At 70.5% G+C, this 13,449-nt stretch carries 11 protein-coding genes and 1 pseudogene; 10 read left to right on the top strand and 2 right to left on the bottom strand.

Annotated features, from left to right (window positions below; genetic code table 11):
- The first annotated feature begins 14 nt into the window (after positions 1-14).
- The 10 genes and pseudogenes from tal to AABM41_07160 all read left to right on the top strand — a co-directional run bounded on the left by tal (position 15) and on the right by AABM41_07160 (position 8,744).
- Positions 15-1,118: a transaldolase gene (gene tal, locus AABM41_07205; GenBank protein MEK6192095.1), complete on the top strand. Its 1,104-nt coding sequence runs from the start codon at positions 15-17 to the stop codon at positions 1,116-1,118.
- Positions 1,115-2,785 (top strand): hypothetical protein, encoded by a 1,671-nt coding sequence (locus AABM41_07200; GenBank protein ID MEK6192094.1) that lies wholly within the window; start codon positions 1,115-1,117, stop codon positions 2,783-2,785. Before tal ends, AABM41_07200 begins: the two co-directional genes overlap by 4 nt.
- Before the next feature lie 17 nt (positions 2,786-2,802).
- A pseudogene (gene gnd / locus AABM41_07195) lies at positions 2,803-3,753 on the top strand (phosphogluconate dehydrogenase (NAD(+)-dependent, decarboxylating)).
- A 4-nt stretch (positions 3,754-3,757) separates the two neighbouring features.
- Positions 3,758-5,332: a glucose-6-phosphate dehydrogenase gene (zwf, locus tag AABM41_07190; GenBank protein ID MEK6192093.1), complete on the top strand. Its 1,575-nt coding sequence runs from the start codon at positions 3,758-3,760 to the stop codon at positions 5,330-5,332.
- Entirely contained in the window at positions 5,329-6,561 is a 1,233-nt protein-coding gene (locus AABM41_07185) for a glucose-6-phosphate dehydrogenase assembly protein OpcA (protein MEK6192092.1), read from the top strand. The genes zwf and AABM41_07185 overlap by 4 nt, the downstream gene beginning before the upstream one ends.
- Entirely contained in the window at positions 6,558-7,295 is a 738-nt protein-coding gene (gene pgl / locus AABM41_07180; GenBank protein ID MEK6192091.1) for a 6-phosphogluconolactonase, read from the top strand. Before AABM41_07185 ends, pgl begins: the two co-directional genes overlap by 4 nt.
- A 13-nt stretch (positions 7,296-7,308) precedes the next feature.
- On the top strand, positions 7,309-7,572 hold the full coding sequence (locus AABM41_07175) for a hypothetical protein (GenBank protein ID MEK6192090.1): 264 nt from the start codon (positions 7,309-7,311) through the stop codon (positions 7,570-7,572).
- Positions 7,573-7,591: 19 nt separating this feature from the next.
- The gene (locus AABM41_07170) at positions 7,592-7,966 is read left to right on the top strand and encodes a thioredoxin family protein (protein ID MEK6192089.1); all 375 of its coding nucleotides are present in this window, start codon (positions 7,592-7,594) and stop codon (positions 7,964-7,966) included.
- A gap of 9 nt (positions 7,967-7,975) precedes the next feature.
- Positions 7,976-8,368, top strand: coding sequence for a hypothetical protein (locus AABM41_07165; GenBank protein ID MEK6192088.1), 393 nt, complete (start codon positions 7,976-7,978; stop codon positions 8,366-8,368).
- Positions 8,369-8,396: 28 nt separating this feature from the next.
- Positions 8,397-8,744, top strand: coding sequence for a hypothetical protein (locus AABM41_07160; protein ID MEK6192087.1), 348 nt, complete (start codon positions 8,397-8,399; stop codon positions 8,742-8,744).
- Positions 8,745-8,757: 13 nt separating this feature from the next.
- On the opposite strand, the gene AABM41_07155 is transcribed toward AABM41_07160, so the two are convergent.
- Both AABM41_07155 and cysS read right to left on the bottom strand, forming a co-directional pair.
- Positions 8,758-11,994, bottom strand: a complete 3,237-nt coding sequence (locus tag AABM41_07155) for an adenylate/guanylate cyclase domain-containing protein (GenBank protein MEK6192086.1) — start codon at positions 11,992-11,994, stop codon at positions 8,758-8,760.
- 35 nt (positions 11,995-12,029) lie between these two features.
- On the bottom strand, positions 12,030-13,448 hold the full coding sequence (gene cysS, locus AABM41_07150) for a cysteine--tRNA ligase (protein ID MEK6192085.1): 1,419 nt from the start codon (positions 13,446-13,448) through the stop codon (positions 12,030-12,032).
- Between the last annotated feature and the right edge of the window lies 1 nt (position 13,449).

Raw genomic sequence — 13,449 nt, 5'->3', positions numbered from 1 at the left:
GGAGGTATCGGTCCATGAACACGCTCCAGCGGCTGTACGCCGAGTTCGGGCAGAGCCCGTGGATCGACTCCATCGATCGCCAGCTCATCGATTCGGGAGGTCTGGGCGCGCTGATCGGGGAGGGCATTCGGGGTCTGACCAGCAACCCGACCATCTTCGCCAAGGCCATCGCGGGGGGCTACTACGACGGCCTCATCGGTCGCCTGCATGCGGATGGCGCGGATGGGCAGGCCATCTACGAGGCCATCGCGGTCGGGGACATCCGCGACGCCGCCGACCTGTTGCGCCCGGTGTACGACGGCGCCGACGCCGCCGACGGGCTGGCTTCGATCGAGGTCGAGCCGGGCCTCGCCAACGACAGTCAGGCCAGCCTGGACCGGGCCCGGGAGCTGTGGGCCCGGGTCGATCGTCCGAACATCTTCGTCAAGATCCCGGCCACCCCAGCCGGCCTGCCCGCCATCGAGACCGCGATCGCGGAGGGCATCAACATCAACGTGACCCTCATGTTCTCGGTCGACGTCTACCGCGACGTGGCGCGGGCCTACCTGCGCGGCCTGCGCCGCCGGCGAGCGGAGGGCGGCGACGTGTCGCGCATTGCGTCGGTGGCGAGCTTCTTCGTGAGCCGGGTCGACACCAAGGTCGACCGCGTGCTGGACGCGCTGGATACCGATGCCGCGCGCCGAGCGCGAGGGACCGCGGCCGTGGCCAATGCCCAGCTCGCGTACCAGGCCTTTGGGGAGATCTTCGGCGGGGAGGAGTTCGCGGAGCTTCGGGCCGCCGGTGCCCGTGTCCAGCGCTGCCTGTGGGCCAGCACCTCGACCAAGGACCCCACCTACCGTGACGTGAAGTACGTCGAGGCCCTGATCGGGCCCGATACGGTCGACACCATGCCGCGCGAGACGATCGCCGCGATGCTCGACCACGGGGAGCTGCGCCGGACGCTGGATGCTGACTTCGCCGCCGCCGCCAAGGCGGTGGCCGAGGTGGAGGCGCTTGGCATCTCGATGCGGCAGGTCACCGACGAGCTCATCGACGAGGGCGTGCGGTCCTTCGGGGCCTCGTTCGACGAGCTGATGGCGACCATCGACGCCAAGCGGAGGGCACTCGCCACCGCATGAGCGGCCCGCTCGACGACGCCATCGCCGCCCGGCTGGATCGGTGGACGGCCGAGCGGGTGGCCGAGCGACTGTGGGATCGCGACGGCGGCCTGTGGGCCGAGAGCGGGCACGCCCCGGCCGACGTGGCCGCCTGGCTCGGATGGCTTGACCTCCCCGATGCGATGGCGCGGCGGGTGGGCGAGATTCGGAATCTGGCCGCGGGTGTCGCCCGCGATGGGTATCGGCGTGCCGCGGTGCTCGGTATGGGCGGGTCCAGCCTGGCACCTGAGCTGTGCGCCCGGCTGTTCGAAGGAACGAGCACCCTGCGGGTCTGCGACTCCACCCACCCGGACGCGGTCCGGGGCTTCCGCAGCTGGGCGACGGCGGCCCGGACCCTGCTGTGCGTCTCGTCCAAGTCGGGCACCACGGCCGAGACCCTCGCATTCCATGCCAGCCTGGCCGACGTCGTCCCCGCCCTCGACTTCGTGGCCATCACTGACCCGGACACCCCGCTGGCCGAGCTGGCCCGGGCCCAGGAATTTCGGGCCATCGTGGAAGGCGAGCCGTCGGTCGGCGGCCGGTTCTCCGCCCTGTCGGTCTTCGGGCTGGTCCCGGCCGCCCTGCGCGGCGCGGATGTAGAGGCTCTTCTCGACGAGGCGCAGGCCATGGCCGCCGCGTGCCGCCAACCGGCTGCTGACAACCCGGGCCTGCAGTTGGCGGCGGTCATCGGCGAAGCAGCGCTGGCGGGGCGCGACAAGCTCACCCTGTTGACCACCCCCAGGCTGGCCAGCCTGGGGGATTGGGTCGAGCAGCTCATTGCCGAGAGCACGGGCAAAGCGGGACGTGGCGTGGTCCCGGTCGTCGGCGAGCCACTGGCCGAGGCCGAGCAATACGGAGCCGACCGCTGCTTCGTCCTGGCCAGCCAGGCCGGCGAGCCGGAGTCCGATGAGATGCGTGAGCTGGCCGGCGAGCTGCGCGCCGCCGGACATCCGGTCCACGAGCTGACCCTGAGTCGGCGTGAGGCGGTGGGTGGCGAGTTCGTGCGCTGGGAGGTGGCGACCGCGGCGCTCGGGATCGTCCTGGGCGTTGATCCCTTCGACCAGCCCGACGTGGCCGAGGCCAAGGCCGCGACGGAAGCCCTCTTGTCCGAATACCGGCGCGACGGCGCCTTCCGCAGCCCGATGCCGATCGTGGCCGAACCAGGCCTTGCGGCATCCGCCGATCCGGCCGCCCTGGGCGACGCGCCGCCGAGCGTGGCAGCGGCTGTGCGGGCGCTGCTGGGAACGCTGGCCGAGGGCGACTACTTCGCGATCCTGGCCTATCTGCCGCCCGACCCGGCGGTCGTCGCGGGTCTCGCGCGCCTCCGGGCTTCCGTCCGCGACGCGCTGGGCGCCGCCACGACGGCCGGCATCGGCCCGCGCTACCTGCATTCGACCGGCCAGCTCCACAAGGGCGGTCCCGACACCGGGGTGTACCTCATGCTGACCGCGGATCCGCAACGCGACCTGCCCATCCCCGGCCGGGTCGAGACCTTCGGTACGCTGCTGGCGGCCCAGGCCGCGGGTGACCTCGCCGCGTTGCAACGGCGCGGGCGGCGTGTCCTGCGCCTGCACGCGGCCGATGCCGAGGACGGGCTGGCGCGCGTCAGCCAACTGGTCGCCGAGGCGCTGGGCAGCCCGGTCGCGTAGTTCATCATCCGGACCAAAGGAGGAGGCGCATGCAGGTCGGCATCGTGGGACTGGGCCGGATCGGGGCCGGCATGGCGCGACGCCTGGCGCGCGGCGGTCATCCGGTCGTGGCCTGGAACCGGACGTCGGCGGTGGCGACCGACATCGCGGCGGAGCCGGAGAACGACGGGCAGATCACCGCAGTTGGGTCGATCGAGGAGCTATGCGCCGCGCTGCGAGCTCCGCGCCACGTCCTTCTCAGCCTGCCGGCCGGCGATCCCACCCAAGGACTGATCGAGCGGCTCGCCGACCGGCTCGAGACGGGGGACGTCATCGTCGACTCCGGCAATGCGAACTTTGCGGACAGCGCCCGTCGCGCCGCGGAGCTTGCGGCCCGCGGCCTGCGTTTCCTGGACATGGGCGTGTCGGGCGGGGTGTGGGGCCTGGAGGTTGGCTTCTGCGCCATGGTCGGCGGCGAGCGCGACGTGTTCGATCGGTTCGAGCCGGTGGTGGCCACCCTCGCACCGCCCAATGGCTACCTATACTGCGGGCCGGCCGGGGCCGGTCACTACGTGAAGATGGTCCACAACGGGATCGAGTACGGCCTGATGGAGGCCTATGGCGAGGGGTTCGACATCCTCCACGCCTCCGACTACGACCTCGACCTGGCCGCCATCGCCCGGCTGTGGGACCACGGCAGCGTCATCCGCTCGTGGTTGCTGGAACTGGCGGCTCGCGCCTTCGAGAAGGAGGGCAATGACCTGGCCGGGATCGCGGGCTGGGTGGCCGACTCGGGCGAGGGGCGATGGACGGTTGCCGACGCCCTGGCCCACGATGTGCCCGCTCCGGTCATCACCCTGGCGCTCATCCAGCGCCTGCGCAGCCGCCGCTCACCCGACAGCTATGCCGACCGCGTCCTGGCGGCCCTGCGCAACGAGTTCGGGGGCCATGCGGTGAAGACGACCGAGGGCACGGACGGATCTGCCTGAGCCGATGACATCCGCGCCCACCACGCCCGCAACCGCATCGGTCAATCCGCTGCGCCAGGGTCTGCGCCAGGAGCGCATGCCCGAGCCGTGCACCATGGTCATCTGCGGGGCTACCGGCGACCTGACCCGGCGCAAGCTGGCCCCGGCTCTCTACAACCTGGCCCTGGGCGGCTTCTTGCCACCCGAGTTCACCGTTGTCGGCTTCGCCCGTCGCCCGATGAGCGGCGAGGAGTTTCACGCCCACCTCCTGGAGGGAATCGACCTGTTCAGCCGGAACCGCCCGGTCAAGGAATCGGTCTGGGCGGCCTTCACCGCCGGGATCGAGTACGAACAGGGCAATCTGGACGATCCCGAGGCCTACGCTGCCCTGGCCCGGCGCCTGGATCGGATCGATCGCGACCGCGGGACGGCGGGCAATCGCCTCTTCTACCTGGCCGTCCAGCCGTCGTTGACCCCGGACGTGATCAGCCACCTGGGCGCCGCCGGCCTGGCCGGGAGCAGCGTGCGGACCAGTGGGCGCCAGGGCTGGACCCGGGTCGTGGTCGAGAAGCCATTCGGATCGGACGCGCGGTCGGCCGCCACCCTGAACCGCCAGATCTCCGAGGTCTTCAGCGAGGAGCAGGTGTTCCGGATCGACCACTACCTCGGCAAGGAGACCGTTCAGAACCTGGCCGTCTTCCGCTTCGGGAACGGCCTGTTCGAGCCGATTTGGAATCGGCGCTACATCGACTCGGTCCAGATCACGGTGGCCGAGACGGTGGGGGTCGAGGGGCGGGGGGAGTTCTACGACCAGACCGGGGCGCTGCGCGACATCGTCCAGAACCACGTCCTCCAGCTGCTCGCCGTGTTCGCCATGGAGCCTCCGGTCGAGTTCGAGCCCAACGACCTGCGCGACGAGAAGCTCAAGGTGCTGCGCGCAGTCAAGCCGATGTCGCCCGAGGATGTAGCGCACAACACGGTCCGCGGCCAGTTCATCAGCGGCTGGGTCCAGGGCGAGAAGGTGATCGCCTACCGCGACGAGCCGGAGGTGGCTCCCGACTCCGAGACGGAGACCTATGTCGCGGTCAAGCTGGGGATCGACTCCTGGCGCTGGGCGGGCGTGCCGTTCTACATCCGGACCGGGAAGGCGCTCGCCTCGCGGGTGACCGAGATCGCGGTCCAGTTCCGGCGCGCCCCGCTGGCACTGTTCGGGCGGGCCGGAGCGCCGGAGATCGATCCCAACGTGCTTGCCATCAGGATCCAGCCGGATGAGGGCATCCTGCTCCGGTTCGGGGCCAAGGTGCCCGGGCCTGGGCTGAACATCCGCGGCGTGAACATGGACTTCCGCTATGGCAGCTCGTTCGCGGTTGACTCGCCCGACGCCTACGAGACGCTGCTACTCGACTGCATGGTTGGTGACTCGACGCTGTTCACGCGGGACGACGAGGTGGAGCGAGCCTGGCAGATCCTGGATCCAATCGTCGATGCCTGGCAGGCGGGCCAGGGAGGTCCCATCCACTTCTATGCCGCTGGCAGTTGGGGACCCCCGGCCGCGGACGGGCTGCTGGCCCGCGACGGGCGGGAGTGGCGACGACCGTGAGCCTGGCGCCCGCCGCGACCCCGTACTGGGAGATGCGCGGCACGACGTGTCGCGAGGTCGAGGCTGAGCTGACGCGGCTGTGGACGCAGGCCACCACCGGCTCCGCCCGGGCAGTCGGCCCCGGCGACGGCGTGGTGGTCACCGAAAAGGGTCTCACCAACGCCCGCACGTCGGTCCTGAACCTGATCGTGACCGTACCCGACGAGCCCGCGGCCAACCGCGTGCTGGAAACCCTGCTCAGCCTGGGCACCCGCCACCCGTCCCGGGCCATCGTGCTCCAGGCCGACCCGGCTGCCGAAGGAGACCCTCTCGACGCCCGGATCGTGACGCATTGCAGCGACGGCGAGAACGGGGCAGGCAGGGTCTGCTTTGAGCAGCTGGCGCTAACCGTCCGCGGCGAGGCGGCGCGTCACCTGGACGGAATCGTCGCCCCGCTCATGATTCACGACCTGCCGACCCACGTCTGGTGGCCACACGAGCCTCCATTCGGCGACCCGATCTTTGACCAGCTGGTGGAGCTGGGGGACCGCCTGGTGGTGAACTCGTCGAACTTCAGCGACCTGCTGGCCGGCCTCCGGCGGCTGGGAGTGATCCGGCGCCGGGCGGGGGTCGGGGACATCGCATGGGAGCGCCTCGCGCCGTGGCAGGAACTGACCGCCCAGTTCTTCGACGCCCCGCGCTTTCGCCGCTACCTACTCAACCTGTCTCGACTGCGCATCCAATACGCCGTTCCCGACCCGTCTTCCAAGAGCGGGACGGTGCCCGGGCACGAAACGGTCACTGGCTCGGCCTCTCCGGAGGCCCAGGCGGTGCTATACGCGGGCTGGATCGCGACTCGGCTGGCCTGGCGTCGCGCGCAGTCCAGGGAACCGATGACGCCTGGCGGCGTCCGTCTCGGTCTGGAAGGGCACTACGAGATGGTCGACCTGGCCATTGACCCGGTCCCCACCAATGCCGTCCCACCCGGTGAGCTGCTTGCGGTTCGCCTTCGCGCATTCGGGGAGGCGGGTTCCGCCGAGTTCATCATCGACCGCCCGGCGGACGAGGCCACCATCGTCACCAACGCGGATGGCATGACCGCTCTTCTGCGGCGCATCCCGCTGACCCCCGAGACCGAGGCCGACGTGCTGCGCCGGCAGCTCGTGCTCGATCACCGCGATCCGATCTACGAGGATGCGCTGCGCGCGGCGGGGATCTTGCTGGCCGCGGCACGCCAAGTGGCGGCATGAGCCTCGAGACGGTCGTCCTGCCCACGCCCGCGGCGGTGGCAGCCGCCGCCGCCGACGGCTTCGTGACGGCCGCCCGGCACGCCGTCAGGCACCATGGACGCTTCCTGGTGGCCCTGTCAGGGGGACGTACCCCGCACACCGCCTTCCACCTCCTGCGGGCCGCGCCGCGGGTGACACGGGTCGCGTGGGAACAAGTCGAGATCCTGTGGTCCGACGAGCGTGCCGTGCCGCCCGACGATCCTGACTCCAACTACGGCGCGGCGCGCGAGTCGCTGCTGGCCCACCTGCCCGGCCTAAGGGCCGAGGCCGTGCACCGCATGCGCGGCGAGGCGGCCGACCTCGATCGCGCCGCTCGTGACTACGAAGACGAGCTGAGACGAGTGGCCGACGCTGCGGTGGACGAGGTTCCGACACTCGACCTGGTCTGGCTGGGGATGGGTGTGGACGGCCATACCGCTTCGCTGTGCCCGGGAGATGACGCCCTGATGATCAGTGATCGCCTGGTGGTGGCAACCTGGCCTCCGGGATACGACACGCCCCGGCTGACGCTCACCTACCCGGTCCTGAATGCGGCCCGACAGGTGACCTTCGTTGTGGTGGGGGCGGACAAGGCGGAGACCCTGGCCGCGGTCCGAGGGGGCGCTGACCTGCCTGCGGCCCGGGTTCGTGCCGAGCGCGTGACCTGGCTGGTGGACGCGGCAGCGGCCGGCCAGCCCGCTGCTCAACTGGCATGAACGGCCAACAGGCGTGACCGGCGTCCTGCTGATCACGGCGCTGGTAGCGGGGGTGGCCGGCCTGGCCATCGGATGGCCCGCCTGGCGGTCGTATCGCCAGCGCGAGGCGCGCGAGCAGAACGCCGAGCGCTACCAGACCTGGCGCGGGCGCGCCCGTCCGCCGGGCGCCTCGCTGCGCGAAGGCATGACCGGCGCCGAACGACGGCGCATCTGGCTCGGTGCGGGACTTGCGAGCATCGCGGTGGCGTGCCTGGTCATCGGCCTGTCAACCGGCTGACCGGGATACGGATTGACCGATGCGCGTCGAGTTGCTGTTCTGGGACGCCGACCCGTACTACATGACCGCCCGCCAGCGGCTGGTCGAGGTCCTCATCGAGGATGCCTTCGAGACGCCGATCCAGATGATCGCGGTCAGCAGCCCGGAGGATGCGCAGTTCCTGCAGTTCCCCGGCTCGCCGACCATCCGCATCGACGGGACCGATGTCCACCCCTCGGGGGTGCGTGAAATCGGGCTCCGCCTGCGCTCGTACCCCGCCGACGAGGGTGGTGCGCCCGAGGGGGCACCGTCCAAGCGGCTCATCCGCCGGGCCGTGGAGGCTGCGCGGGGTTGGAGCCACGGGCAGGCTGAGGAGCCGGCGGCCGCTTCTGCGGGCGACCCCGACCCGGGTTAGACTCGCCCAATGTCCGCGACCAAGCGGCCGAGCACCTCCAGCCTGCGGCGCTTCGTGTGCTCACGCCCCTATGTCCCGGTGGCTGAGCTGCGGCGCCGGTTCGGGCTCGATGAGCCGGATGCCGTGGTGCGGATCAGCCGCAATGGGGCGTCCGCGTATATCGGCGTCCCGGCCCGCGAAGCGGCCAAGCTCGAGGAGCTGTGGATCCGCGACGAGCTGGGCGTCGAGCTATCGGTCGACGTTCGGGCCCCGGTCGTGGTCGGGGTCTTTCCCTTGCGCATCGCCCGGTACGTGGTCGACCACAACGCCCCCAACGGACAAGGTCCGATCGGGCCTGCGCCGAACGGGAATGGGCCGCCATCTGGGCCCGAAGGAGAGCTGATCGACGAGCCTTCCGTCTGACCCACGACCGCCCGATGTGATTCGGGTCGTGGCCCTCGTTCGGGACCTGATGACCGCCTCGCGGATCGAGAGTCTGGTCATGGGCGCCGGGGCCAGCGTCGCGCGGGTGGACGAGCCGAGTCAGCTGCCACCCGCCCGCGATGTCGACGTGCTGGTGGTCGATTGGGGCGACCGTGAGCCCGACTGGGGCGTGGCTATCGCGGCGTGGCGGGATGGCGGCGAGGAGGGCCGGCGTCCGCGGACTGTGTTGTTCGGCCCGCACACCGACCTGGCGAGCCATCGAGCGGCCCGCGACACCGGCCTGGGTCCGATGCGGGCTCGATCGGCCTTCTTCGCGGCCCTGCCCGACCTGTTGGCCGCAGAGTCGAGCGGCTAGAGCCCGCGACCGTTCAGCGAGGGACGGCGGCCACGCGCCCCAGGTGCGCCAGGTCGCCCAGCGCCTCGAGCGTGGCGGTCCCCGAGGCCGTCAGGTCGGCATCGCCGATCAAGTTCCCCAGCTCGATTTCGGCGCGAGCCACCAAGGGCTTGGCTCCAAAGCTTCGGAACAGTTCCAATGCCTGCCGCAGATCGTCCGCTGACCGGCTTTGCACGCCGCGGGCACGGAGCACCTGGGCAGCCAGCAACCGCTGGCCGCGGGACTGGGCCTCAGTCACCAGGGTGTCGAGCGCCTCCTGCGGGACGAGCTGACCACGGTCTACGCACAGCGATACGACCCGTTCCACCAGATGCAGGCGGGTCACGTACGGCTCCCAGTCGAGGACGACCGATTGGACCAGGTCGGCTGGGTCGGGAGCCGCAAACGCGGAAAGCCGGTGAAACAGATGACCCGCCGGGAACTGCTCGCTGATGCCCAGCAGCACCGCCTTGGCCCGGCTGCTCAGCCGATCGTCGCCCCGCGCCCAGCCGACCTCGGCAGCGGCCATAAAGCCGTGCAGGGCGAAGCCAGCCGAGAGCCTGCCGCTGTCCTCCCAGAGCCCCGCGGCCCGCTCGACGGCGCCACCCACGTCATCCCAGCGCCCCAGCAACGCAAGGGCCCATGCCTTCCATGCCGCCAGGCTGAGAGCAGTCGCCTGGGCCTGGTTGGGAGCCAGGTCGCGCAGGATGCTGTCGGCGGCTTGATAGACGTCGTCCAGTTCGCCCAGCGCGGACGAGCTCCAGGCCACCATGTTGTGGATGTCAGTCCGCTCATACAGCGGCAGGCGGTCTTCTATAGCCTGCCGCTCGCGCGTCAGCGCGAGACCCTCAACCGGATCAAAGCCGAGGGTGAATGCGGACACTCCGTCCAGAGCGGCGCTCAGAAGCGGAGCGTCATTCAGCTCCCGAGCCATCGCTGCGGCGCGCTCGCCGATGACTTTGGCCGCTGCCCAGTCCGATTCGGTTGGCACTCGAGCGCTGGTGGCTGCCTCGAAAGGCAGGAACGACTCGGCCACCAGTGACCACGCCACGACCGTGCGGTCCGAAGCCTCTTCCCGCAGCGCGCGGACCTCTTCCACGATGTCGTCGATCTGCTGCTGCGACAGCGGAGATCCCACCGACCCTCCCCAGCGACCGAGCACCATGAGCTGCCCGCTCTTGGCGCGAAGGATGAAATCGACTGGTCGGCCCAGCTCCCAACCCACGCGGGCCGCCGATGCAAATGCTTCGAGTGCCCGATTTCCGCCCCCGAAGATGTCGCCGAGGCGGACCCACAGTTCCGGCAGCTCCTCGCGGGGCGCGATCTCGATCGCCGCCTGGAGATGACGCGAGGCCTCCTCGTAGGCGGCGCCGGCGAACGCGGCGTCAGCCGCCCGTCCCAGCCATGCGACCGCCTTGCTGAACAGGGCAGGATCCAGCTCCATTCCGGCGGCGGTGCCCAGCGTGATCGCCTCCCGAAAGTGGAATGCGACGAGCTCGGCCTGTTCCCCTTCGCGGCCGACCGCCTGCCCCTCCAGCCATGCGCCCGCAGCACCATGGAGGCGAGCCCGCTCGGCGCGGGGCAGGGTCTGGTAGCCCACCTCCCGGATCAGGATGTGCCGGAACGTCAGCTCATCGCCACCGCTGACCCGGATCAGGTCGTGTTCCAGCAGGTGGTCTACCGCTGCCGCCACCTCATCAGCCAACTCCGGCGCGAGAGCGGCCACGCCGGCCACGCTGAAGGTCCGTCCAAAGACCGATCCCAGCTGCAGCACGCGGCGCGGGGCGGCCGGCAGCAGGTCCAACCGGGCCAGGACGGTAGCGTGCACCGTGTCTGGGAGAGTCGCGATCAATGCCTCGACCGCGGCCGGGTCATCCAGCGACGAGGCCCGCTCCTGGATCGTGCGAGCCAGCTCCCCCGCATAGAACGGGTTCCCCTCGGCCCGAGAGACGACGACCTGGACCACCTCCGGCGGCGGGCCGCGGAGCAGGAAGTCCACGAGCGCGCTGATGGCCAGGTCGTCCAACGGCTCGAGCGCCAGAGACACGTAGTTCCGCCGCCCGCCGCCCCAACTCGGCCGTCGATCCAGCAGTTCCGGCCTGGCCAGCACGATCATCAGCAGGGCGGAGTCGCCTCGCGGCTGGAGGATGATCTCGATCAGATCGAGCAGGCTGTCGCTCGACCAGTGAAGGTCCTCGACGACGACGACCAACGGTCGCTGGCCGGCGGCGGTCTCGACGGCGGCTCGCCACGCGGAGAAGAGCTCGGCCCGGTCCATCGGTTCACCCTCGCCCGCGCCGAAGGTCGCGGCCAGCAGCTCAGAGGTGCGCCTGGGGGCCGCATCCCCGGCGGCCTCGAGCCAGTCCTGCGCCGCCTCCCGCATGCGGTCCGGGTCGACGCCCTCCGGCAGGTCGAGCAGCTGGCGGAGTAGGGCATGCAGCGGCCAATAGGTAAGTCGCTGGCCGTATGGCAGGCACTGAGCCGTGACCACGCGGGCCTCCGGATGCAGCTCCGGCAAACGTTCGAGGAATTCCTCGAGGAGTCGCGTCTTACCCGTCCCCGCGGGAGCCGTGATGGTGATGAGATAGGGCCGCTGTTCGCGGATCGCCCGCCCGGCGGTCAGCTCAAGCTGGGCCACGTCGGCGTCTCGACCGAGGAACGGGAGGCGCACCCGCGGCCGGGCTGCCACCGCACCTTCCAACCGCTGCGCTCGGAGCGGGGCTGCCTTGCCGCGTGCCTCGATCTCGAGCACAGGTCCAAACGCGAACCCGTCGCCAGCCGCCCGCGCCGTCCGTTCGCTGCATACGATCTCCCAGCTCGCCGCGCCCTGCTGCAGGCGGGCCGCGACGTTGACCGCGTCGCCGGTGACCAGGAAGTCCCGTCCCTCTCCGCCCATGGCGGCCACCACTTCGCCGGTGCTCAGCCCCAGCCGAATCGGCAGCCGATCGCCCAGTCCCGGGTCCTCGCGGACCCGATCGCGCAGGGCAAGCGCGGATGCCGCGGCCCGCGCGGCATCATCGTCGTGGGCCGCGGGCAACCCGAACACGGCCATCACCGCGTCCCCGATGAACTTCTCCAGCGTGCCGCCGTGCTGGGCCACGACGTCCTTGGCAATCGCGAAGTAGCGTCCCAGCAGTGCCCGCATGTCCTCTGGATCGAGCGCCTCGCCCAGCGCCGTCGAGCCGGTGACATCGGCGAATAGGACCGTGACCAGGCGTCGCTCCTCGGTCATCGACGCATCCTACTCGCGCTCACCGCGCGAGCCCATCAGGGGCGGCGGCGGGTGGCCATCTGGCCGGTGGGCGTGTCCCGGACCTCGACGCCCATCGCGGCCAGCTCGTCGCGGAGGCGGTCGCTGGTCGCGTAGTCGCGCGCGGCGCGGGCGGCAGCGCGCTCCTCTAACAGCGCGGACGCACCTTCGGGCAATTCGCCATCATCCGCCTCCGGAACCGCGTCCAGGCTTAGCCCGAAAACGCGGTCGAAATCGAGCAGCAGCGCGCGGCGCTGGGCCGGCGTCAGGTCGTCGGCCGCAGCCACGCCGTGAGCCACCGCCAGCGCGGTGGGAAGGCCCAGGTCATCGCTGATCGCGGCCACGAATCGCGCTCGGTAGCCGGCCATCGGCTCGGCGGCGAGGTCGACCGAGCCGCCATCGGTCTGGGTCGATCCGCCCGCCTCAACCGCCCGCCTCAGCCGCGCCAAACCGGATGCCGCGGCGTGCATGGCGGCATGGGTGAAGTCGAGCTTGGACCGGTAATGGGCGGTCAGGGCCAGGTACCGGAAGTCGAGCGGCGCGAACCCCTTCTCGGGCAGCTCGCTGACCCGGATGATGTTGCCGGCGCTCTTGGCCATCTTGGCGTCGTCCAGGGTCAGGAACTCGCCGTGCATCCAGGCGCTGACGACCGGGTGGCCGAGCGCTCCCTCGCTCTGGGCGATCTCGTCCTCGTGGTGGGGGAACTTGTTGTCGATCCCACCGGTGTGGATGTCGAATCGCTCGCCGAGGTGCTTGAGGCTCATGGCCGAGCACTCGATGTGCCAGCCCGGAAAGCCCTCGCCCCAGGGGGACGGCCACTTCATCTGGCGGCCCGGCTCCGACCGCTTCCACAGGGCGAAGTCCTCCGGGTCGCGCTTGTCGGTCTCGACCTCCACCCGGTGGCCGGCCTGCATCTGCTCCAGCCGCTGGCCCGACAGCTTGCCGTAGTCGGGGAACTCGCTGACGTCGAAGTAGACCGTGCCGTTCACCTCGTAGGCGAGACCAACGTCCAGCAGGCGCTGGGTCAGGTCGATCATCTCCGGGATGTGGTCGGTGGCCCGCGGCTGGACGTGGACCGGCAGGATGTTGATCAACGCCTCGTCGGCCAGAAAGGCGTCGGTGTAGAAGGCCGCGATCTCCATCGGCGGCTTGCCCTCCGCTTCGGCCGCCGCCTCGATACGATCCTCGCCGGTGTCGAAGGTGTCGTCGCGCATGTGCCCCACGTCGGTGATGTTCTTGACGTGACGCACCTCGTACCCCAAGTACTCGAGCGTGCGCCGCAGCAGGTCAGCGAACAGGAAGCTGCGCATGTTGCCGATATGGGCGTACCGGTACACGGTGGGACCGCAGGTGTAGATCGAGACCTGCCCCGACGCGATCGGCTCCAGGGGCTTGACGCGGCGGGTCAGCGAGTTGTAGAGGCGAACCGGAGTCATG

It is taken from the genome of Chloroflexota bacterium (genome assembly GCA_038040195.1).
Lineage (GTDB): Bacteria > Chloroflexota > Limnocylindria > QHBO01 > QHBO01 > DASTEQ01.
The sequence above is the reverse complement of the archived record's forward strand: the minus strand, read 5'-3'. Positions and strand labels throughout refer to the sequence as shown.